This is a genomic window from Saccharopolyspora sp. NFXS83, from assembly GCF_026241095.1.
In the GTDB taxonomy this organism is placed as follows: domain Bacteria; phylum Actinomycetota; class Actinomycetes; order Mycobacteriales; family Pseudonocardiaceae; genus Saccharopolyspora_C.
The window spans coordinates 113,599-135,119 of sequence record NZ_JAPFGB010000017.1; the positions used below are offsets into that span (position 1 = coordinate 113,599).

General features: G+C 71.0%; 21 protein-coding genes. 14 read left to right on the forward strand and 7 right to left on the reverse strand.

What is annotated here, in order from left to right:
• The first annotated feature begins 62 nt into the window (after nt 1-62).
• Nucleotides 63-1,142, forward strand: a complete 1,080-nt coding sequence (locus OOZ19_RS19485; protein WP_266091554.1) for a glycoside hydrolase family 172 protein — start codon at nt 63-65, stop codon at nt 1,140-1,142.
• A gap of 153 nt (nt 1,143-1,295) precedes the next feature.
• On the opposite strand, the gene OOZ19_RS19490 is transcribed toward OOZ19_RS19485, so the two are convergent.
• Complete coding sequence (locus OOZ19_RS19490; RefSeq protein ID WP_266091555.1) at nt 1,296-1,706, reverse strand: DUF7144 family membrane protein; 411 nt, start codon at nt 1,704-1,706, stop codon at nt 1,296-1,298.
• 251 nt (nt 1,707-1,957) lie between these two features.
• Between OOZ19_RS19490 and uvrC the strand changes: the two genes are divergently transcribed.
• Genes uvrC through whiA form a run of 4 tightly spaced genes read left to right on the forward strand, consistent with a single transcriptional unit; the run spans nt 1,958 to nt 6,862 of the window.
• On the forward strand, nt 1,958-4,006 hold the full coding sequence (gene uvrC, locus OOZ19_RS19495; RefSeq protein ID WP_266091556.1) for an excinuclease ABC subunit UvrC: 2,049 nt from the start codon (nt 1,958-1,960) through the stop codon (nt 4,004-4,006).
• Nucleotides 4,003-4,881, forward strand: coding sequence for an RNase adapter RapZ (gene rapZ, locus OOZ19_RS19500; protein WP_184478207.1), 879 nt, complete (start codon nt 4,003-4,005; stop codon nt 4,879-4,881). Before uvrC ends, rapZ begins: the two co-directional genes overlap by 4 nt.
• Before the next feature lie 41 nt (nt 4,882-4,922).
• A complete protein-coding gene (locus OOZ19_RS19505) occupies nt 4,923-5,885 on the forward strand; it encodes a gluconeogenesis factor YvcK family protein (RefSeq protein ID WP_266091582.1) in 963 nt (320 codons plus the stop codon).
• Nucleotides 5,876-6,862: a DNA-binding protein WhiA gene (gene whiA, locus OOZ19_RS19510; RefSeq protein WP_266091557.1), complete on the forward strand. Its 987-nt coding sequence runs from the start codon at nt 5,876-5,878 to the stop codon at nt 6,860-6,862. Before OOZ19_RS19505 ends, whiA begins: the two co-directional genes overlap by 10 nt.
• Nucleotides 6,863-6,954: 92 nt before the next feature.
• Here whiA and OOZ19_RS19515 read toward each other — a convergent pair whose 3' ends face one another.
• Nucleotides 6,955-7,929, reverse strand: coding sequence for a glycoside hydrolase family 16 protein (locus OOZ19_RS19515; protein ID WP_266091558.1), 975 nt, complete (start codon nt 7,927-7,929; stop codon nt 6,955-6,957).
• 357 nt (nt 7,930-8,286) lie between these two features.
• Here OOZ19_RS19515 and gap point away from each other — a divergent pair, with 357 nt between their 5' ends.
• From gap to OOZ19_RS19560, 9 genes are all read left to right on the forward strand, one after another.
• Nucleotides 8,287-9,297, forward strand: coding sequence for a type I glyceraldehyde-3-phosphate dehydrogenase (gene gap, locus OOZ19_RS19520; RefSeq protein ID WP_266091559.1), 1,011 nt, complete (start codon nt 8,287-8,289; stop codon nt 9,295-9,297).
• 304 nt (nt 9,298-9,601) lie between these two features.
• On the forward strand, nt 9,602-10,804 hold the full coding sequence (locus OOZ19_RS19525) for a phosphoglycerate kinase (protein ID WP_266091560.1): 1,203 nt from the start codon (nt 9,602-9,604) through the stop codon (nt 10,802-10,804).
• The gene (gene tpiA / locus OOZ19_RS19530) at nt 10,804-11,589 is read left to right on the forward strand and encodes a triose-phosphate isomerase (protein WP_266091561.1); all 786 of its coding nucleotides are present in this window, start codon (nt 10,804-10,806) and stop codon (nt 11,587-11,589) included. Before OOZ19_RS19525 ends, tpiA begins: the two co-directional genes overlap by 1 nt.
• A gap of 225 nt (nt 11,590-11,814) precedes the next feature.
• Nucleotides 11,815-12,048, forward strand: a complete 234-nt coding sequence (gene secG / locus OOZ19_RS19535) for a preprotein translocase subunit SecG (protein ID WP_184478213.1) — start codon at nt 11,815-11,817, stop codon at nt 12,046-12,048.
• An 85-nt stretch (nt 12,049-12,133) separates the two neighbouring features.
• Nucleotides 12,134-12,475: an RNA polymerase-binding protein RbpA gene (locus OOZ19_RS19540; protein ID WP_266091562.1), complete on the forward strand. Its 342-nt coding sequence runs from the start codon at nt 12,134-12,136 to the stop codon at nt 12,473-12,475.
• 156 nt (nt 12,476-12,631) lie between these two features.
• Nucleotides 12,632-12,973, forward strand: a complete 342-nt coding sequence (locus tag OOZ19_RS19545) for a Rieske 2Fe-2S domain-containing protein (RefSeq protein WP_266091563.1) — start codon at nt 12,632-12,634, stop codon at nt 12,971-12,973.
• Nucleotides 12,974-13,113: 140 nt separating this feature from the next.
• Nucleotides 13,114-13,866, forward strand: coding sequence for a hydrogenase nickel incorporation protein HypB (hypB, locus tag OOZ19_RS19550; RefSeq protein ID WP_507028816.1), 753 nt, complete (start codon nt 13,114-13,116; stop codon nt 13,864-13,866).
• 188 nt (nt 13,867-14,054) lie between these two features.
• Nucleotides 14,055-14,528 (forward strand): ribonuclease E activity regulator RraA, encoded by a 474-nt coding sequence (gene rraA, locus OOZ19_RS19555; RefSeq protein ID WP_266091564.1) that lies wholly within the window; start codon nt 14,055-14,057, stop codon nt 14,526-14,528.
• Between the two features lie 183 nt (nt 14,529-14,711).
• Nucleotides 14,712-15,656: a phosphotransferase gene (locus tag OOZ19_RS19560; RefSeq protein ID WP_266091565.1), complete on the forward strand. Its 945-nt coding sequence runs from the start codon at nt 14,712-14,714 to the stop codon at nt 15,654-15,656.
• 3 nt (nt 15,657-15,659) lie between these two features.
• On the opposite strand, the gene OOZ19_RS19565 is transcribed toward OOZ19_RS19560, so the two are convergent.
• The 5 genes from OOZ19_RS19565 to OOZ19_RS19585 all read right to left on the reverse strand — a co-directional run bounded on the left by OOZ19_RS19565 (nt 15,660) and on the right by OOZ19_RS19585 (nt 21,378).
• Entirely contained in the window at nt 15,660-16,334 is a 675-nt protein-coding gene (locus OOZ19_RS19565) for a pyridoxamine 5'-phosphate oxidase family protein (protein WP_266091566.1), read from the reverse strand.
• A gap of 127 nt (nt 16,335-16,461) precedes the next feature.
• Nucleotides 16,462-17,226, reverse strand: a complete 765-nt coding sequence (gene pgl / locus OOZ19_RS19570) for a 6-phosphogluconolactonase (RefSeq protein WP_266091567.1) — start codon at nt 17,224-17,226, stop codon at nt 16,462-16,464.
• Nucleotides 17,223-18,215: a glucose-6-phosphate dehydrogenase assembly protein OpcA gene (gene opcA, locus OOZ19_RS19575; protein ID WP_266091568.1), complete on the reverse strand. Its 993-nt coding sequence runs from the start codon at nt 18,213-18,215 to the stop codon at nt 17,223-17,225. The genes pgl and opcA overlap by 4 nt, the downstream gene beginning before the upstream one ends.
• On the reverse strand, nt 18,212-19,747 hold the full coding sequence (gene zwf / locus OOZ19_RS19580; RefSeq protein WP_266091569.1) for a glucose-6-phosphate dehydrogenase: 1,536 nt from the start codon (nt 19,745-19,747) through the stop codon (nt 18,212-18,214). Before zwf ends, opcA begins: the two co-directional genes overlap by 4 nt.
• Nucleotides 19,744-21,378 (reverse strand): phosphoglucose isomerase-related protein, encoded by a 1,635-nt coding sequence (locus OOZ19_RS19585; protein ID WP_266091570.1) that lies wholly within the window; start codon nt 21,376-21,378, stop codon nt 19,744-19,746. Before OOZ19_RS19585 ends, zwf begins: the two co-directional genes overlap by 4 nt.
• Nucleotides 21,379-21,521 lie beyond the last annotated feature (143 nt).

The following is a 21,521-nucleotide window of genomic DNA, read 5'->3' on the forward strand; positions in this document are numbered from 1 at the left end:
CGAGGCGGTATCTCACCGGCCGAATTCGGTGACGCAGCAGCGTGGTGATCGGGGAGGGGCGCATGTCCGGGTACGGGACGTTCGGGAGCAGCTTGCGGGATCTGCCGAGGCTCCGGCAGTCCAGGCGGGGGCGGGTGTCCAGCTGGGACCGGACCGGGGGCAACACCGACAACATCCGGCTGCAACCGGGGGAGAGCCGCGAACTCGCGCGCCTCACCGGGCCGGGGGCGGTGACCCACGTCTGGTGCACCGTGGCGGTGGAGGACGGGCCGCACAAGCCCGAGGTGGAGGGCGACTACCTGCGCAGGCTCGTCCTCAAGATCACGTGGGACGACGCGGCGCACCCGAGCGTGCTGGTGCCGCTGGGGGACTTCTTCGGCATCGGCCACGGGCGCACCGAGAACTTCGTGTCCGCGCCGCTGCAGATGAGCCCGCAGGACGGCAAGGGGTTCAACTGCTGGTTCGCGATGCCCTTCGCCGAGGGCGCCCGGTTCGAGCTGATCAGCGAGATGAGCCTCAAGCCGGTGATCTTCTACTACTACATCGACTACGAGCAGTACCAGCAGGTCGACCCGGAGCTGGGCTACTTCCACGCCCAGTGGCGCCGCGAAGACCCCACCGACGGAGTGGAGCAGGGCGACCAGACCAACGACGAGTTCCTGTTCGGCGGCATCAACCTCGACGGGACCGGCAACTACACGATCCTGGAGGCGGAGGGCCGCGGGCACTACGTCGGGTCGGTGCTCAACGTGCACAACCTGCGCTCCACGACCGACTGGAACTGGTACGGCGAGGGCGACGACATGATCTTCATCGACGGTGAGCCGTGGCCGCCGCGGCTGCACGGCACCGGGACGGAGGACTACTTCAACACCGCCTGGTGTCCCAGCCAGCCGTACCACGCCCCGTACCACGGGCTCACGTTGCCGGGCGGGCGGAACTGGAGCGGGCAGGTGTCCTACTACCGGTTCCACGTGGAGGACCCGATCACCTTCGACTCCTCGATCCTGGTGAGCATCGAGCACGGGCACGCGAACAAGCGCAGCGACGACATCTCCTCCGTCGCCTACTGGTACCAGACCCTCCCGTCGAAGCCCTTCGGCCTCCTCCCCGTCCACGACCGCCTCCCCCGCCCCCTCTGACGCTGCCCGCGGACATCCGCACCGTCGCGAAGCGAGGATCACCGCGAAGGCCCTGACCTGGTGTCCTGGTGACGATCGGCGAGCGCCCCCGCAACTCCTCGCGAGATCGCGGGGGCGCGAGCAGGGTTCGGCCGGGACTCGGGGTCGCGATCGTCAGTCCTGCTCCGGGTGGCCGTGCACGGCCAAGGCCCAGATGACGGCCACGTCCACGGCGACGATCAGCAGGGACCACAGGGGCTGGTACGGGATGAACAGGAACGCGGCGAGCGCGCTCAGGACCACGACGATCATGGCCGACGCCCGGGTCCCGGGCAGGCCCGCCAGCAGCACCGTTCCCGCCACCGCCGCCACCGCGCCCAGCGCTAGGTGCACCCAGCCCCACACGGTCACGTCGTAGCTGAAGACGTAGCTGTTGAGCACCACCGCGAACGACTCCTGGAACAACGTCGCCGTCGCCACCCCCGCGTGGAACACCCCGATGAGCACCATGACGATCCCGGCGAACACCGCGAGCCCGTCCTCCCGGCGCACGGCGTGCGCGCTCCCGCGCCCGGCCTGAGCCATCCGTATCATCCCCTCCGATCCCGCGCCCCGGCGCTCCGCCGGGTGACCGTCCGTGCACCCTCCGCCGGAGTTCGGCCGGGTGCGCGAGCGCCGCCGAGCCCGACCCCCTCCGGCTCGTGCCGCGCTGCGCACGAGCCCGAAGTCGGACACTCAGGACAACGCGCCCGGCTCCGATGACCAAGGGGCGAAGGTCCCCGCGCAGGCCGCGATGCCGTGACGGGGAGTGTCGGTCGCGCACGTAGGGTGGAGCCGTGGCCGACCCGTCGACGTACCGCCCCGCACCCGGAACCGTTCCGGACGCGCCCGGCGTGTACCGCTTCCACGACGCCGAGGGGCGGATCATCTACGTCGGCAAGGCGAAGAGCCTGCGCAGCCGGCTCGCGAACTACTTCGCCGACCTCTCGGGGCTGCACCCGCGGACCCGCCAGATGGTCACCACCGCCACCGGGGTGCGCTGGACGGTGGTCGGCACCGAGGTCGAGGCGCTGCAGCTGGAGTACTCCTGGATCAAGGAGTACGACCCCCGGTTCAACGTGCGCTACCGGGACGACAAGTCCTACCCGGTGCTCGCCGTGACCCTGCACGAGGAGTACCCGCGGCTGCACGTCTACCGCGGCCCGCGGCGCAAGGGCGTCCGCTACTTCGGCCCGTACGCGCACGCGTGGGCGATCCGCGAAACCCTCGACATGCTGCTGCGCGTGTTCCCCGCCCGCACCTGCTCCAGCGGCGTGTTCAAGCGCCACGGCCAGATCGGGCGCCCCTGCCTGCTCGGCTACATCGGGAAGTGCGCCGCGCCGTGCGTGGGCCGCGTCGACGCCGACGAGCACCGGGCGATCGTGGACGACTTCTGCGACTTCCTCAGCGGTCGCACCGACACGTTGACGCGCAAGCTGGACCGCGAGATGAAGCAGGCTTCCGCGGAACTCGAATTCGAACGCGCCGCCCGGCTGCGCGACGACCTGGAAGCGCTGCGCCGCGCGATGGAGAAGCAGGCCGTGGTGCTCGGCGATGGCACCGACGCCGACGTGATCGCCTTCGCCCAGGACGAGCTCGCCGCCGCCGTGCAGGTCTTCCACATCCGCGGCGGCCGGGTGCGCGGGCAGCGCGGCTGGGTCATCGACCTGGAGGCGGAGGCCGGCCTCGGGGAGCTCACCGGCCGGTTCCTCAGCCAGTTCTACGGGGAGCAGGCCGCGCTGGCCGACCAGGCCGACGCGGGCGGAACCCCGGTGCCGCGCGAAGTGCTCGTCCCCGAACTGCCGGAGGACGCCCCGGCGCTGGCGCAGTGGCTCGGCGAGCTGCGCGGCAGCCGGGTCGACCTGCGGGTGCCGCAGCGCGGCGACAAGCGGGCCTTGATGGACACGGTGGAGCGCAACGCGAAGGAGGCGTTCACCCAGTACAAGCTGCGCCGCGCGGGCGACCTCACGGCGCGCTCCGCGGCGCTGCAGGAGCTGCAGGAGGCGCTGGACCTGGACACCGCGCCGCTGCGGATCGAATGCGTGGACGTGAGCCACGTGCAGGGCAGCGACGTGGTGGCCTCGCTGGTCGTGTTCGAGGACGGGGTGGCGCGCAAGTCCGAGTACCGGCGGTTCTCGGTGCGCGAGGGCGCCGAAGGCGGCGACGTCGGCTCCATCGACGAGGTGGTGCGCCGCCGATTCGCCCGCTACCTCAAGGAAGTGGGCTCGGACGAGTCGGAGTCCGAAGTGGACGCTCCGAACGTGGCGGCCTCGCACGGCACCGGCGCGGACCAGGCCGAGACCACCGGCGACGGCGGAACCGCGCCCGGCATCGACCCCGAGACCGGCAGGCCGCGCAAGTTCGCCTACCCGCCGAACCTGCTGGTCATCGACGGCGGCGCACCGCAGGCGAACGCGGCGGCCGACGCCCTCACCGAACTCGGCATCACCGACGTTGCCGTGATCGGCCTGGCCAAGCGCCTCGAAGAGGTGTGGCTGCCCGCCGAACCCGACCCGGTGATCCTGCCGCGCACCAGTGAGGCGCTGTACCTGCTGCAACGGGTGCGCGACGAGGCGCACCGGTTCGCCATCAACTACCACCGGCAGAAGCGCTCCAAGCGGCTCAGCCGGTCCGTGCTCGATTCGGTACCCGGACTTGGGGAGGCCCGGAAAACCGCTCTGCTCAAGCACTTCGGTTCGGTGCGCAAGCTGAAGCAGGCGGGGATCGAGGACATCATGGCGGTGCCCGGCTTCGGCCGGCGCACCGCCGAGACCGTGTGCGCGGCCCTGGCCACTGAGGCCGGGGCAGGCGGGGGAGACACCAGCACTGAAGGGGAGAATCAGTGAGCGAGGAGAAGTCGGGCATCGAGGTCGCCGTGGTCAGCGGCCTTTCCGGCGCCGGGCGCAGCACCGCCGCCAAATGCCTGGAGGACCTGGGCTGGTTCGTCGTGGACAACCTGCCCCCGGAACTGATCGCGACGATGGTGGAGCTGGGGGCGCGCTCCAGCGGCGCGATCACCCGCGTCGCGGTCGTGATGGACGTGCGCAGCCGCGCGTTCACCGAAGACCTCGGATCGGTGATCAAGGATCTGGACGCCCGCGGCTACAAGCCGAAGGTGCTGTTCCTGGAGGCCACCGACGAGGTGCTGATCCGCCGCTTCGAGCAGGTGCGCCGCGGCCACCCGCTGCAGGGCGAGGGGCGGCTCGCCGACGGCATCGCCAACGAGCGCGCGCTGCTGTCGCGGCTGCGCTCCGAGGCGGACCTCGTGGTGGACACGACGGGGCTGTCCGTGCACCAGCTGCGCACGAAGATCGAGGACGCGTTCGGCACGGAGGCCGAGACCCGCACGCGGGTCACCGTGCTGTCCTTCGGCTACAAGTACGGCCTGCCGATGGACGCCGACCTGGTGATGGACTGCCGCTTCCTGCCCAACCCGTTCTGGATCCCGGAGCTGCGCGAGTTCAACGGCCTCGACGAGGAGGTCCGCAACTACGTGCTCGGCCAGGAAGGCGCCGAGGAGTTCCTGGAGAGCTACCAGGGACTGCTGCGGCTGGTCGGCGCGGGCTACCACCGCGAAGGCAAGCGGTACCTGACGCTGGCGCTGGGCTGCACGGGCGGCAAGCACCGCAGCGTCGCGCTCGTCGAGGAGATGGCCCGCAGGCTCGCCGATGACGAAGGGATGATGGTCAAGACCGTCCATCGGGACCTGGGGCGCGAGTGAGCCCGGCCGCACCACCGAACGACCCGCCCGCCGAGCGCCCGCTGCGCGCGGTCGCGCTCGGCGGCGGCCACGGCCTGCAAGCCACGCTCGCCGCGTTGACCCGGCTCACCTCCGACGTCACGGCGGTGGTCACCGTCGCCGACGACGGCGGATCCTCCGGGCGGCTTCGCCGCGAACTCGGCATGCTGCCGCCCGGTGATCTGCGCAAGGCGCTCGCCGCGCTGGCCGCACCGGACGACAACGGCAGGCGCTGGGCGCAGGTGTTCCAGCACCGCTTCGGCGGCAACGGAGCGCTGGCCGGGCACGCCGTCGGCAACCTGCTGCTGGCCGGGCTGCTCGACGTGGTCGGCGATCCCGTCGACGTCCTCGACGAGGCCTGCCGGCTGGTCGGCGCCCGCGGCCGGGTGCTGCCGATGTCCATCGAGCCGCTCGACATGGAGGCCGAGGTCGTCGGCCTCGACGCGGATCCCGATGCGGTGCGCACCATCCGCGGCCAGGTCGCCATCGCGAGCACGCCGGGCCGGGTCAAGCAGGTCCGCCTCGCCGCCGCGAACGGCGAGCAGGGCACCCCGCGGGGCTGTCCCCAGGCGGTGCGGGCCGTGCTCGACGCGGACGTCGTGCTGCTCGGGCCGGGTTCCTGGTTCACCAGCGTGCTGCCGCACCTGCTCGTCCCGGAACTGCACGAGGCGCTCGTGACGACCGCCGCGAGCCGCGTCGTGGTGCTCAACCTGATCCCACAACCGGGCGAAACCGCGGGGTTCTCCCCGGAACAACATCTCGACGTACTCTCGCAGCACGCACCCCGGCTGACCGTGGACGCTGTTCTCGCGGACGCCGGATCGGTGCCGACACCTGATCGGCTTCGTGCTGCGGCGACCGGGCTGGGTGCGCAAACTCTGCTCGACACAGTCGCCTCGCCCGCCTCGCCGGGCAGGCACGATCCGGAGGCGCTCGCGGCGAGCCTGGAGGCCGCGTTGGAGAGGAGGAGTGACCGGTGGCGATGACCGCGGCGGTCAAAGACGAACTGAGCCGGTTGCCGGTGACCAAGACCTGCTGCCGCAGATCCGAGGTCTCCTCGCTGCTGCGGTTCGCGGGCGGGCTGCACATCGTCGCCGGCCGCGTCGTGGTGGAAGCCGAACTCGACAGCGGTTCCTCGGCCCGCAGGCTGCGCAAGGAAGTCCACGAGCTGTTCGGGCACCACTCCGACGTGCACATGATCACCTCCGGTGGCTTGCGCAAGGGCACCCGGTACGTGGTGCGCGTGGTCAAGGACGGCGAGAGCCTCGCCCGCCAGACGGGCCTGCTCGACCCGCGGGGACGCCCGGTGCGCGGCCTGCCCGCGCACGTGGTCTCCGGCGGATCGTGCGATTCGGAATCCGCGTGGCGCGGGGCGTTCCTCGCCCACGGCTCGCTCACCGAACCGGGCCGCTCCTCGGCTCTGGAGGTGACCTGCCCCGGACCGGAGGCGGCGCTCGCCCTCGTCGGGGCGGCGCGCAGGCTCGGCGTGCAGGCGAAGTCCCGCGAGGTCCGCGGCGCCGACCGCGTCGTGGTCCGCGACGGCGACGCCATCGGCGCGCTGCTGACCAAGCTCGGCGCGCACTCCAGCGTGCTGTCCTGGGAGGAGCGGCGGATGCGCCGCGAGGTGCGGGCCACCGCGAACCGGCTCGCGAACTTCGACGACGCGAACCTGCGCCGGTCCGCCCGCGCGGCGGTCGCCGCGGCGGCCCGCGTGCAGCGCGCCCTGGATCTGCTCGGGCCCACCGCACCCGATCACCTGCTGGTCGCCGGTCGGCTCCGGCTCGCGCACCGGCAGGCGTCGCTGGACGAGTTGGGGCAGCTCGCCGATCCGCCGATGACCAAGGACGCGGTGGCGGGCCGCATAAGGCGTCTGCTGGCGATGGCCGACAAGCGGGCGAGGGAGCTCAACCTCCCCGACACCGAATCAGCCGTCACTTCAGAGCTCCTCGAAGCCGAGGTCTGAAGGAACCCGAGCGCTGAGCGAGCGGACCGTTCGCCCGAGGTGGGCGAACGGTCCGCTTTCCGTTCCAGCGCCCGGATCACCGGGCGGTCAGGTCACTTGTTGTAGACGGCGATGTAGTCCACGAGCATCGGGTGACCGCCCTCGGTGGCCTCGGTCGGCGTGGTGATGCCCGAGTTCTTGTCCGGGAACTGGCCGCCGATCGCGACGTTGAGCAGCACGAAGTAGCCCTCGTGCGAAGTCATGTTCGTCCACGCGGTCGGGTTCACGTCGGTTTCCTTCACCGAGTGGTACTGCTGGCCGTCCACGTACCAGCGGAGTTCCTCGACGTCACCGGTGCGGTCCCATTCGAACCGGTAGGTGTGGAAGGCCTCCTGGCAGGTGCTGTCCGGGCATTCCCGGCTGTTGACCAGGCCGTCGGTCTCCAAGCAGGAACCGCCGGGGGAGACGTCGCAGTGCAGCACGCCGTACACGCGGTTCTCGGCGTTGACGTTCTCCATGATGTCGTACTCGCCGATGCCGGGCCAGCTCCAGAGATCTTCGCGGTACGGCGATCCGAGCGCCCAGAACGCGGGCCAGTACCCGAGCGCCTTGTCCGCCGCCACGTCCGGCATCTGGATGCGGCCCTCGATGCGCATCACGCCGCCTTCTTCGGCTTTGAAGTCGCCGCGCTGCGTCTCGATGCGCGACGACGTCCAGCCGCCCGCGTCGTCCTTCTGCGGGGTGATCACCAGGTTGCCGTTGCCGTCCTGGCCCAGGTTGGAGGGGTCGGCGGTGTAGTTCTGGATCTCACCGGTGCCCCAGTTGCCGGGGCCGCCGGGGTAGCCGTGACCGGTGTCGACCTTCCAGTCCTCGCCGGGAGGCGCACCGGCTTCGCCGGTGAAGTCGTCGCCGAAGCTGAGCGTCCAGCCCTCGTCCGGCGGCGGGACGTCCGCTCCGGCAGGGGCGTTGACCAGGCCGGTGAGGCCGATGCCCGCGGCGAGCGCGACGGCGGCCACGCGGCCTCGCCGCCTCGGCGCGAGTGCGGTCGCGCCCTCGTTGGTGTGCCGCGACTTTCCGGGCAGCGCCATTCGGAGTCCTTCCTCCAGTCGAATCCGGCCGGGTGCCGGACTGCGCCGGACCGCTGCGGCGATCTCCGCGCCGGGAACGGTGCAGAGATGCCGATCACGGTCGACGTGCACATTCTTGAGAGCGCTCTCATGGCCGGTCAACCGACGGATGTCGCACGTCGTGGCACCCGAAAGGCAGAACGAGCGGTTCGTGCGGGTGATCTTTGCCGGGCCTGCGGCGACCGCGACCAAGATTCGCCTGAAAGGCGTGCGCCCGGCCGTCTGTGCAGATGGCACGGACCGATAGGGTGCGAGTGAGTCCATCAACCGCTCACCCGTCGCGTCGAGGCGGCAGGGTCAGTAACCGAGGAGATAGGCGTGACCGTTCGCGTAGGCATCAACGGCTTCGGTCGCATCGGGCGGAACTTCTGGCGTGCGGCGACCGCCAGTGACCACGACATCGAGATCGTGGCCGCCAACGACCTGGGCGATGTCGCGACCATGGCCCACCTGCTCAAGTACGACAGCGTCCTCGGGCGCCTCGAGCAGGACGTGAAGGTCACCGGCGAGGGCATCGAGGTGGGCGGCAAGCCGATCAAGATCCTGGCCGAGCGTGACCCGGGCAAGCTGCCCTGGGGCGACCTGGGTGTCGACGTGGTCGTCGAGTCCACCGGGTTCTTCACCAACGCCGCCGACGCCCGCAAGCACGTCGACGAGGGTGGCGCCAAGAAGGTCGTCATTTCCGCGCCCGCCAAGGGCGAGGACCTGACCGTGGTGCTCGGCGTCAACGACGACAAGTACGACGGTTCGCAGACGATCATCTCGAACGCCTCGTGCACCACGAACTGCCTGGCCCCCATGGTCAAGGTGCTCGACGACACCTTCGGCATCGAGCACGGCTTGATGACCACGGTGCACGCCTACACCGCGGACCAGAACCTGCAGGACGGCCCGCACAAGGACCTCCGCCGCGCCCGCGGTGCCGCGATCAACGTGGTGCCCACCAGCACCGGTGCGGCCAAGGCCATCGGCCTGGTGCTGCCGGAGCTCAACGGCAAGCTCGACGGCTACGCCATGCGCGTGCCGGTGCCGACCGGTTCGGTCACCGACCTCACCGCCACGGTGGGCAAGGAGACCTCCGCCGAGGAGGTCAACGCCGCGTTCCGCGCCGCCGCCGGCGAGGGCAAGCTCAAGGGCGTGCTGCGCTACAGCGAGGACCCGATCGTCTCCAGCGACATCGTCACCGACCCGGCCTCGACCGTGTTCGACGCGCCGCTGACCAAGGTGCTCGGCAACCAGGTCAAGATCGTCGGCTGGTACGACAACGAGTGGGGCTACTCCAACCGCCTCGTCGACCTTTCCGCCTTGATCGGTTCTAAGCTTTCCTGACGGGCTCGTTCTGCTCTGAGCTCGGGTGGCGGAACCTCAGTGGTCCTCCCGCTGCGGGATCAATTTCCCAAGTGGCTCCGCCACGAGGGAAATTGCTGTCCTCGCGAGAGGACCACTGAGAACCCGCCGGTGGTGCGGCTGCGTGCGCGGTCACTGCTCATCGGCTTCGCCGCTGACAGGACGATGGGCGGTTGTGGTCGGACGCTCGGACGGCGGGATCACGAGTTCGGATGGTCGGAAGCTTTGTGAAGGTCCCGCATGAGCCGTGCTCGTGCGGGACTTCTCTTTCATGTGAGGAGCAGACGTGAACAACCTCGACGATCTGCTGTCCGAAGGGGTCCGGGGGCGACGCGTGCTGGTGCGCGCCGACCTCAACGTTCCGCTGGACGGCGACAAGATCACCGACGACGGCCGGGTGCGGGCGTCGCTGCCGACGATCGAGAAGCTGACCGGGGCCGGTGCGCGGGTCGTCGTGACCGCCCACCTCGGCCGCCCGAAGGGCGAGCCGGACCCGCAGTTCTCGCTGGCCCCGGTGGCGCGGAGGCTCGGCGAACTGCTGGGCACCGAGGTGCCGGTCGCCGGTGACGTGACCGGCGACTCCGCCCGCTCGGTGGTGGACGGCCTGGCCGACGGTTCGGTGGCGCTGCTGGAGAACGTGCGCTTCGACGCCCGCGAGACCAGCAAGGACGAGGCCGAGCGCGGCGCGTTCGCCCGCGAACTGGCCGACCTCGTCGGCGATGGCGCGGCGTTCGTGTCCGACGGATTCGGCGTCGTGCACCGCAAGCAGGCCTCCGTCTACGACGTGGCGAAGCTGCTGCCGGGTTACGCGGGCGGCCTGGTGCTGTCCGAAGTGGACGTGCTGCGCACGCTCACCGGTCACCCGAAGCGGCCGTACGTGGTGGTGCTGGGCGGTTCCAAGGTCTCCGACAAGTTCGGCGTGATCGAGGCGCTGCTGCCGAAGGTGGACAAGCTGCTCATCGGCGGCGGCATGGCCTACACCTTCCTGGCCGCCCAAGGCCACCAGGTCGGCTCCTCGCTGCTGCAGAACGACCAGCTCGACGCCACCCGCGAGCTGCTGGCGAACCACGCCGACAAGCTGGTGCTGCCGGTGGACGTGGTGGCCGCAGATGCTTTCGCGGCCGATGCGAAGACCCAGGTGGTCGACGCCGACGCGATCCCCGAAGGCTGGATGGGCCTGGACATCGGCCCCCGCAGCGTGGAGCTGTTCGCCGAGACGCTGCGCGCGGCCAAGACCGTGTTCTGGAACGGGCCCGCGGGCGTGTTCGAGTTCGAGGCGTTCGCGGCGGGCACCCGCGGCGTGGCGCAGTCCATCGTCGACTCGGACGCGTTCAGCGTCGTCGGCGGCGGCGACTCGGCGGCTGCGGTGCGCAGCCTGGGCCTGCCCGAGGACGGCTTCTCGCACATCTCCACCGGCGGCGGTGCCTCGTTGGAGTTCCTGGAAGGCAAGGACCTGCCGGGCGTCGCGGTGTTGGAGGGGAACGACTGATGGCCAGAACTCCGCTGATCGCGGGCAACTGGAAGATGAACCTGAACCACCTCGAGGCGATCGCCCTGGTGCAGAAGGTCGCCTTCGCGTTGCCGGAGAAGTACTTCGCGAAGGTCGAGGTGGCGGTGATCCCGCCGTTCACCGACATCCGCAGCGTGCAGACCCTCATCGACGGCGACAAGCTGCTGCTCAAGCACGGCGCGCAGGACGTCTCCGAGCACGACTCCGGCGCCTACACCGGTGACGTGTCCGGACCGATGCTGGCCAAGCTCGGCTGCAGCTACGTGGTCGTCGGGCACTCCGAGCGCCGCGAGTACCACGCGGAGACCGACGAGGTCGTGAACCGCAAGGTGCGGGCGACGCTGAAGAACGGCATGTCGCCGATCCTGTGCGTGGGCGAGCAGCTCGACGTCCGCGAATCCGGCGGGCACGTCGAGCACTGCACCGCGCAGTTGATCAACGCGCTCAAGGGCCTCAAGGCCGAGCAGATCCGCGAGGTCGTGGTGGCCTACGAACCGGTGTGGGCCATCGGCACCGGCAAGGTCGCCACCGCCGACGACGCGCAGGAGGTGTGCGCGGCGCTGCGGGCGGCGCTGGCCGAGAAGTACGGCAAGGAGATCGCCGACGAGGTCCGCGTGCTCTACGGCGGCTCGGTGAAGTCCAGCAACATCGGTGAGCTGATCGGCCAGACCGACGTGGACGGCGCACTGGTCGGCGGCGCGAGCCTCAACGGCGACGAGTTCACCAAGCTCAGCGCCATGGCGGCGGGCGGCCCGCTGCCGTGATCGCGCACCGGCGGTGACCCGGTCCGCGCGGCGTCGTCCGATCGACCCGCGCGGACCGGTACCCTCACCACCCGTGCCCGCCCGGGGAGCGGGTCCTGCGCGGCCGGAGCGGTCGTCGCACCGACCCGAACTCGATGGAACACCGGCGCTAAGGCGGACGGCGGTCCACCGGATGAACGCCACCCGGTACTCTCGGTGGCGAACCGCTGTGTGAACGAGGACGTGATGAATCTAATCCTGCAGATCGGCCTGATCCTGACGAGCGTGCTGCTGGTGCTGCTGGTCCTGCTGCACCGGGCCAAGGGCGGCGGGCTCTCCTCGCTCTTCGGCGGCGGCATGCAGTCGAGCCTGTCCGGTTCCAGCGTGGCGGAGAAGAACCTGGACCGGATCACGATGGTGGTCATCGCGGTCTGGGTGATCTGCATCATCGGAACCGGGCTGCTGATCAAGATCGGTTGACGGTCCGGCGAGCTGGCAGCGGTCAACCAACAGCGGCCGGCCGGTGGGCGGCCGGTCCTCCGTGCGGCTTGGTGGGTGAGAGTGCATGACTGGCGGTAACGCGATCCGGGGCACGCGCGTCGGCGCGGGCCCGATGGGCGAGACCGAGCGAGGCGAGTCTGCCCCGCGCAGGCGAGTGGACTACTGGTGCGCCAACGGCCACCACACGCGGCCGTTCTTCTCGATGGACGCCGAGGTACCGGACCAGTGGGACTGCCCCCGTTGTGGTCTACCCGCGGGCCAGGACGAGCAGAACCCGCCGGAGGCGCGGCGCAACGAGCCGTACAAGAGCCACTTGGCGTACGTCAAGGAGCGGCGCAGCGACTCCGACGGCTTGGCGATCCTCGAAGAGGCGCTGACCAAGTTGAAGGAGCGCCAGGGGCGCTGACGACGTGTCCGCACGGGCGGGCCGGAGATCTCTCCGGCCCGCCCGTGCGCTGTTGCGAGGGCCACGGAGGGGTGGACATCGAGTTGTGCCCCGCGGCGGCGCGGTCTTAGCTTGGTCGCACCGCGTCACGGCGTCGTCGCAGGAAAGCAGGACCGTATGGTGTCGTCCGAGGTTCATCCGCCCGCCGAATCGTGGGTGGACGTGCCGGGAGTGTCGGACCTCGCGCAGGGGGAGATCGTGACCACCCGTGCCGCCGGGGAATTCATCGCGGTCTGCAATGCAGACGGTGTGGTGCGCGCCTTCCTCGACGAATGCCCGCAGTGCGGATTGCCCATCGGGGGTGGGCGGTTGCTGGGTGATCTGTTGTGGTGCGCCGGATGCGTGGAGCCTTTCGACGTGCCCGCGGGCGGTGTCGGCAGGAAGCGCGCGAGGCTGCGCCTCACCGCCAGGTCACTGACCGTTTCCGGCGGCACGGCGCGCATTGCTCTGTCCGCGTGATGTGTGCGCGATGCGCGTTTCGCAGGCCTTTCCGGTATGGAGAACCGCCGGGTTCTCTGCAACGATGAGATGATCTTTACCGCGTTGGGACGGATCCGCCGGAGTCCGCCTGGACGCCACACCTGGAGGTGGAAGTGACCATGCGCGGTGGGTACGCAGCGGCGGGCCGCGCCGGGGTGCGGGTGTCGGGACCGGACTTCCCCGAGCCCAGCGGCGGGGCCGGGCAGTCCTGTTCGGACGGTTCGGTGCCCAGGCAGCGGATCGCCGACGCGCTGGCCGAGCGGACCAGGGACTCGTTGGCACGCCGCAGGATTCTCGCGTTGAACCTGATGAGCTCGCCCGGTTCTGGGAAGACGACGCTGCTGGAGCGCACGCTGCGCGAACTGGGAGCGACGATGTCCATCTCGGTCATCGAGGGTGATCAGGAGACCCACCTGGACGCCGATCGGCTGCGCATCGCGGGCTGCCGGGTGGTGCAGATCAACACCGGTGCCGGCGGACACCTGGACGCCGACATGGTCGACGAGGGATTGCGTTCGCTGCAGCCCGCCGGACGCTCTCTCGTGTTCATCGAGAACATCGGAAATCTCGCGGCTCCCGCGTTGTTCGATCTAGGAGAACATCATCGGGTGTTGATCGCCTCGGTCACCGAGGGCGAGGACAAACCGTTGAAATATCCGCACGTATTCCGAAGCACCGATCTGGTGCTGCTGAACAAGACGGATCTGCTGCCGCATCTGGATTTCGACGTCGAGCGTTTCATCGCGCACGCGCAGCGGATCAATCCGCGGATCCGGGTGTTGCAGTTGTCCGCGAAACGCGGTGACGGGCTAGCCGATTGGTGCGGATGGTTGCGCGCGCACCACGGCGACGCCGCTTCCGTTTCCGCCTGAGCTCGCCCGCCCGCGCGGGCTGTGGTGTTGCTCGCGTGTTCCCTCCCTCCCGATGATCAGGCGATACGCTCTGCCGAATCATGGTCCGAGCGCTTCGCCGCGTCCTCCGCGGCGGCGGTGTCGCGCCGGCAACGGTTCGGCGTCCGGGGCGGCTCGCGGCGCCGAAGGCTCAGGCGAGGGAGATCGAAATGGACCTGTCGACCGCCGACCTCGCGGACCGCGAAGGCCCGGCCATCCGCAGCTGCGACGTGCAGTTCCGGCAGTACGGCGGGCGCGAGGCGTTCGCCGGGCGGATCCGCACGGTGACCTGCTTCCAGGACAACGCGCTGCTCAAGAAGATCCTCTCCGCGCCGGGGGAGGGCCAGGTGCTGGTGATCGACGGCGCGGCCTCGGTGCACACCGCGCTGGTGGGCGACCTGATCGCCGAGCTCGGCCGCTCCAACGGCTGGAGCGGGATCGTCGTCAACGGCGCGGTGCGCGACACGGCGGTGCTGGCCGGCATGGACTTCGGCGTGAAGGCGCTCGGCTCGAACCCGCGCAAGAGCACGAAGAACGGTGACGGCGTCGTCGACGACCCGGTGGAGATCGGCGGGGTGCGCTTCGTGCCGGGCGAATACCTCGTGAGCGACCATGACGGCGTGGTCGTGCTCGCCGAACCGTGATCGGCGCGGAACCCCGGGCGATTCCGCCCGGGGTTCCGGTGCCCGCCCGGTGCGGATCGCGGAATGTCCGATCCGGTTACCCGCGCGACATCTGAGCGCCACCTGATAACCCGCCGGAAACCTGAACGTCTCGGGTTCGGCCACTCCCGGTCCTACCGTCCGGGGAGTGGGAAACGTGGCCGGATGAGCGCTGTTCGAGAGACACCGAATCCCGGCGAACCGCGGGTCCGGCGCGCGGTGGACGCCGTCACCGGACGCCGGGAGGCCGGGTTCGAGCGAGCCGTGCGACCGGAGCTCGGGCGGACCCGGTGGGCGGCCGAGCACGACTGCCTGGTCCTCGTCGGCGACCCGGACGACCTGTTCGTGACGGTCCTGCTCGACGTGCTCACCGACCTCGTCGACACCGAACAGGTGGCGAAGACCGCCGCCGTCGCGCATTCGGCCGGACCCGCACCCGCCGTGCGCGGCGTCGCCGCCGAGGCGGGTGCCATCGCCTACGAGCGGCTGCCGAGCACCTACCACCCGTTGCAGCCGCACCACCTGCGCGAACCCGAGGTGCTCGGCGCGGTCGCCGCCGTGAAGCGCGCACTGCACCGCGGACCGGCGATGCCGGTGGACCGGGACGTGTTCGACGAGGCCGAGCAGTGGGCGGAGCTCGCGACCGAGGCGGGCGCGGACCTGCCCGCGGACTTCAGCTGGATGCGCGCTCGGGTCCGCCGGATCGGCGCGGTGCTGCGCGCGGCGGGCCGCGACGTGCGGCCCTGCCACCGGGACGGCAGCCCGTCGAACGTGCTGCTCGGTCCGGGCAACGACGTGCGGCTGGTCGACTTCGACATCGCGGGCAACGCCGATCCGCACCACGACATCGCGACGATGCTGGTGGAGACCTGCCAGCTCGACGACGAGTGGCGACGGGCCGCGGAGCTCATCGACGGCCGGCCCGACGAGCAGCGGTTGGCGCGGTACCGGCTCAACGCCATCGCAGACGACCTGGCCGTGGGCACCTGGGCGATGCTGATCGGCGCCCGCGGCACCGCCGGGTTCACCGGGCACGGCCAGTGGCGGCTGCTGCGCTGCCGCTACGCCCTGCGGCACCGCCTGCTCGACACGTGGCTGCGCAAGGCGTGAGCGTCAGATCCGGCGCTCGGTGATGTGCGGTGGGGCGGGGACGTCCGCGGCCAGGTCCGGTGCGGGAACCGGGGTGCCCCATTGCTGGTGCAGCGGGAGCAGGCCCGCCCAGGCACGTGAGGAGAGCTCCGCCGGATCGTCGGTGGGCGGGCCGGTTCGCGCTTTCACCGAAGCCTCGTCCAGCGGCAGCGCCAGCACCGTCACCGCCGCCAGCTCCTTGCCGTTCGGGACGCGGGCGTGGTCCCACGAACCGGGGGCGAGGTGTTCGGAGATCACCCGCAGCCCGTGCTCCTTCTGCGCCGGGTCCGTCACCAGGCGCGGCCTGCCGTAGATCACGGCGCTGCGGTAGTTCATCGAGTGGTCGTTGAGCGTGCGCGAGTACACGACCGCGTCGAGCAAGGTGACGGTCACGCACACCTCGGGTTCCGCCCCGGCGGCGAGCATGCTGCGCGCCCCGCTGGAACCGTGCAGGTAGAGCACCTCGCCGTCCCGGCCGTACCCGGTGGGCAGCACTTGCGGGTGCCCGTCGAGGACCAGGCCGAGGTGGCAGATCAGGGCGGCGTCGAGGACTTCGTGCAGGCTCGCCCGGTCGGTGCCCGCGCGGTCCCTCTTGCGTCCCAGGGTGGTGCGGGGCGTGGTGGACAGCGGCGGAGCGGGGGAGGCGGTCGGTTCGGTCATGCCGACCATCCTGCGACCTGGAAATGGCCGTCCCCAAGGTCCAATTTCCGAAGAAATGGGAAGGCCACTTACGACGACGGGCCGTTCGCCTCGATCGAAGCGAACGGCCCGTCGTCGTGGGACGTGCTCAGCTCCGGTGCGGAACCTGCGCCGCCGCGGCGGTGTCCAGCAGCCACACCGTCCGCTCCCTGCCGAGCGCTCCGGCGGCCGGGATGGCGTCCGGTTCGGCCCCGCCGAGCGCCTCGGCCACCGGTTCGGCCTTCGCCGCGCCCGTCGTCATCAGCCAGACCTCGACGGCCGAGCGGATCGTCGGCAGCGTCAGCGAGATCCGCGTCGGCGGCGGCTTCGGGCAGTCGTGCACGCCCACGACCGCACGCTGCTGCTCCCGGACGTACGGCGTGGCGGGGAACAGCGAAGCCGTGTGCCCCTCCTCGCCGACGCCGAGCAGCAGCACGTCGAACCGCGGCACCGGGAAATCGGCGGCGGGCTCGGCGGTCGTGGCCAGCAGTTCCGCGTAGTGCGCGGCTGCCGCGTCGGCGTCCGCGCCGAACTTGCCGTCGGACGGGGCCATCGGGTGCACCCGGTCCGGGTCGACGCCCACGTGGTCGAGCAGCGCCTCGCGGGCCTGGGTCTCGTTGCGGTCCGGATCGCCGTCCGGCAGGAACCGCTCATCGCCCCAGTACACGTCCACGTTCGCCCAGTCGACTGCGTCGCGGGCAGGGGAGAGCCGGACCTGGTCGAGCACGCCGATGCCGGTGCGACCGCCGGTGAGCACCACCGAGGCCGTCCCGTGCGCGGCCTGCGCGTCCACGATCCGGGTGATCAACCTGGCGGCGGCGGACGCCGCCAGGACTTCGCCGTCGCGATGCACGACGACCTGGTGCCTGGTCATGCGTCGCCTTCCGCCTTCTCCTGGGCCGAACCGTCCTGCTCGGCCTGGGGCGGCTCGGGGTCCGGTTCGTCGGTGCGCCGGATACCGCTGAGCCCGCCCAGGGTCACTTCGTAGATCTCGTCCGGGTCGAGCCGCCGCAGCTCCTCGGCCAGGCAGTCCCGGACCTCCCGCCGGTGCAGCGCGACCCGGCGGTCCGGCTGGCCCGGCTGGGTCAGCGTGCCGACCTTGCCGTCCGGGCGGACGATCTTGACCGAGCCGGAGGGGCGCCGCAGCTCAGCCGAGACGATGCCCGGCCCGCGCGGGTGCTCCACCCGCTGCACCGGGACCTCCAGGTAGGCGCCGAGCCACCCGGCCAGCAGGTCCGTGGACGGCGAATCGGCGGCGCCCGTGACGACCGCGCTGGTCACCGCCTCGTACGGCGGCAGGTCCAGCGCGGCGGTGAGCATCGCGCGCCACGACGTGAGCCGAGTCCACGACAGGTCCGTGTCACCGTCCACGTAGGACTTGACGCGGGACTGCAGGAACCGGATCGGGTCGGGTTCCGCGGCGGCGTCGGTGATCCTGCGGTGCGACAGCAGCCCGATCGGGTCCTTCGCGGGGATCTCCGGCGCCTCGGTGGGCCACCAGGCCACGACCGGCGCGTCCGGCAGCAGCAGCGGCACCACCGAACCGGCGCCCTCGTCGGCCAGCGCGCCGTAGAGGCGCAGCACCACGACCTCCGAGGCGCCCGCGTCCCCGCCGATGCGGATCTGCGCGTCCAGCCGCGGCGCGGCCTCCTTCGAGCCCCGCGCCACCACGATCACCCGCGCCGGGTGCTCCCGGCTGGCGTCGTTGGCGGCCTGGATGGCCTTCTCGGTCTCCGTGCCGTCCCCGGTGACGATCACCAAGGTGAGGACTCGGCCGAGCGCGACCGCACCACCGGTCTCGCGCAGCTCGACCATCTTCTTGTTGACCTGCGAGGTGGTGGTCGAGGGCAGGTCGATGATCACGGTCGCCTCCAGACGCGTCCGGTGCGGGCCATCATGGCGTCCGCGGAGGGCGGACCCCACGTCCCGGCCTTGTAGTTCTCCGGCGCTCCGCGCGCCGCCCAGTGGTCCAGCACCGGGTCGAGGATCTTCCAGGACTGCTCGACCTCGGCGTTGACCGGGAACAGCGACGGCTCGCCCAGCAGCACGTCCAGGATCAGCCGCTCGTAGGCCTCCGGGGACGACTCGGTGAACGCGTGGCCGTAGCCGAAGTCCATCGTCACGTCCCGCACCTCCATCGAGGTGCCGGGGACCTTCGAGCCGAAGCGCATCGTCACACCCTCATCGGGCTGAACCCGGATGACCAGGGCGTTCTGGCCCAGTTCCTCGGTCATGGTGTCGTCGAAGGGCAGGTGCGGGGCGCGCTTGAACACCACGGCGATCTCCGTGACGCGACGGCCCAGCCGCTTGCCGGTGCGCAGGTAGAACGGCACCCCGGCCCAGCGCCGGCTCTCCACTTCGAGGGTGATCGCCGCGTAGGTCTCGGTGATCGAGTCGTCGGCGAAGCCGCCCTCCTCGTGCAGGCCCGGCACCAGCGAACCGCCCTGCCAGCCGCCGGTGTACTGCCCGCGCGCCGTCGTCTCGTCGAACGGGCCGACGGGCTTGGTCGCCGAGAGCACCTTCAGCTTCTCCGCGCGCAGATCCTGCGGGGCGAAGCTCACCGGCTCCTCCATCGCGGTCAGCGCCATCAGCTGCAGCAGGTGGTTCTGGATGACGTCGCGGGCGGCACCGATGCCGTCGTAGTACCCGGCCCGGCCGCCCAGCCCGATGTCCTCGGCCATCGTGATCTGCACGTGGTCGACGTAGTGGGCGTTCCACAGCGGCTCGAACAGCTGGTTCGCGAAGCGCAGCGCCAGGATGTTCTGCACCGTCTCCTTGCCGAGGTAGTGGTCGATGCGGAACACCGAGTCCTCGGGGAACACCTCGTTGACGATCTTGTTGAGGTGCTGGGCGCTCTTCAGGTCGTGCCCGAACGGCTTCTCGATGACCACCCGGCGCCACTGATCCGGGGACTGGTCGGTCAGCCCGGAGCGGGAAAGCTGGGTCAGCACCGTCGGGAACGCCGACGGCGGCACCGACAGGTAGAAGGCGTGGTTGCCGCCGGTGCCGCGCTCCTTGTCGAGCTGCTTGACGGTCTCGGCGAGCCGGTCGAACGCCTCCGGGTCGTCGAACGAGCCCGGCACGAAGCGGATGCCCTCCGCCAGCCGGTCCCAGACCGACTGGTGGAACGGCGTGCGCGCGTGCTCCTTGACCGCCTCGTAGACGACCTGCATGAAGTCCTGGTCCTCCCAGTCCCGGCGGGCGAAGCCGGTCAGGGCGAACCCCGGCGGCAGCAGCCCCCGGTTGGCCAGGTCGTAGATCGCGGGCATCAGCTTCTTGCGGGACAGGTCCCCGGTCACGCCGAAGATCGTCAGGCCGGACGGCCCGGCGATCCGCGGCAGGCGCTTGTCGCGCGGATCCCGCAGCGGGTTGCGCGGCAGGTCTCGGGAGCTCACGCTCCACCCCTCTCTTCGTGCAGGTCCTGGACGGCCTTGACCAGTTCGACCAGGCCGGCGGCCCGATCGGTCAGGTGCAGCCGCAGCACCGGGCGGCTGTGCTGCACCAGCACCTGCCCGTCACCCAGCGCCTGGGCCCGTTGCAGGCCGGCCAGGGTGTAGGGCCGCTCCGGGACGTCCAGGTCGTCCTCGGGCTCACCGGTGATCTGCAGGAACGCGCCGTTCTGGTGGCCGCCCTTGTGGTACTGGCCGGTGGAGTGCAGGAACCGCGGCCCCCAACCGAAGGTGGTCTGCAGCCCGGTGCGGCGCGCCAGCTCCGGGCGCAGCAGTGCGGCGGAGGCGTCGTCGAGGCGGTCCAGGTAGGCGTGCACCGCGAGGTAGCCGGTGCTCGGCGCGGACTTGACGAACGCGCGCAGCGCCTCGGCCACGGTGCCCACGCCCGCGCTGAACCAGTCGCCGGAGGCGTAGACCTCGATGGAACCCGCCACCAGCGCCGGGGTCACCACCGGACCGCCGTCGGGACCGTCGAGCAGCGCGCGGGCGGCCTTCTTCGCGGCCTCCACGTCGGGCTGGTCGAACGGGTTGATGCCGAGCAGCTTGCCGGCCAGCGCCGTGGCGAACTCCCACAGCAGGAACTGGGCCCCCAGCGGGCCGGTGGTCACCAGCTGCGCGCCGTCGACGGCGCCGCCGACGGCGATGGTCGTGGCGTCGCGGCCCGCGTCGACGAAGCCGGGGGCCTGCGGGTTCTCCACGACCACGGGCAGCAGGCCGGTGCCCTGCTTGCCGGTGGATTCGGCGATGAGCTGCTCGGCCCAGTCGCCGAAGCCGGGGATGCCGGAGCCGCCGTCGGCCAGCACCAGCTTCTCGGCGCCGCGCTCGTGCGCCGCGGCCCACGCCGCGGCCAGCTCGATCGCCGGGTTCGTCTCGGTGTCGGCGCTGACCAGGTCAAACGCGGCAGCGGCCTCGTCGAGCAGGCCCGCGATGTCCGCGCCGGCCAGCCCGGTCGGGACCAGCCCGAAAGCGGTCAGCGCGGAGTAGCGGCCACCCACGTTCGGGTCGGCGGTGAACACCCGCCGGTAGCCGGCCTCCCGCGCGGTCGTCTCCATCGGTGACCCCGGGTCGGTCACCACCACGATGCGGGTAGCCGGATCGATTCCGTTCGCGGAAAAAGCGGCCTCGAAGATGCGGCGGTGGCTGTCGGTCTCGACGGTGTTCCCGGACTTCGACGACACGACCAGCACGGTGCGGTCCAGGTCGCCGGACAGGGCGTCACCGACCTGACCCGGATCGGTGGTGTCCAGCACGGTCAGCGGCACGCCGGCGGTCGCGGCGATCACCTCGGGCGCCAGCGACGACCCGCCCATGCCCGCGAGCACGACCCGGTCCACGCCGTCGGCGTGCAGCTCAGCGCGCAGCGCGTCGATCTCCGCGAGCAACGGGCGGGAGCTCTCGTGCAGCGTGGTCCAGGAAAGCCGGATCGACGCTTCGCTCTCGGCGTCCGCGCCCCACAGCGTGGCGTCGCCGGCCGCGAGGCCGCTCGCCGCCTTGCCCGAGGTCAGCCGCTCGGCCAGCGGACGAGCCTCCCCTGCCAGCCCCTCGTCTGCGATCTCGACTGAAGTTTCGGTTGCCATCTGCTTCCTTGTGTCTAGGGGATAGGCGGCGTTGGCGGTGAGCGGTCCGGCCTCCACCGCGGGGGCACCGACCGACCGCAGCACCCGGGGCACGCGCGTTCCGCAGAACGACGCGTGCCCCGAGTCAGCGCGGGGCACACCCG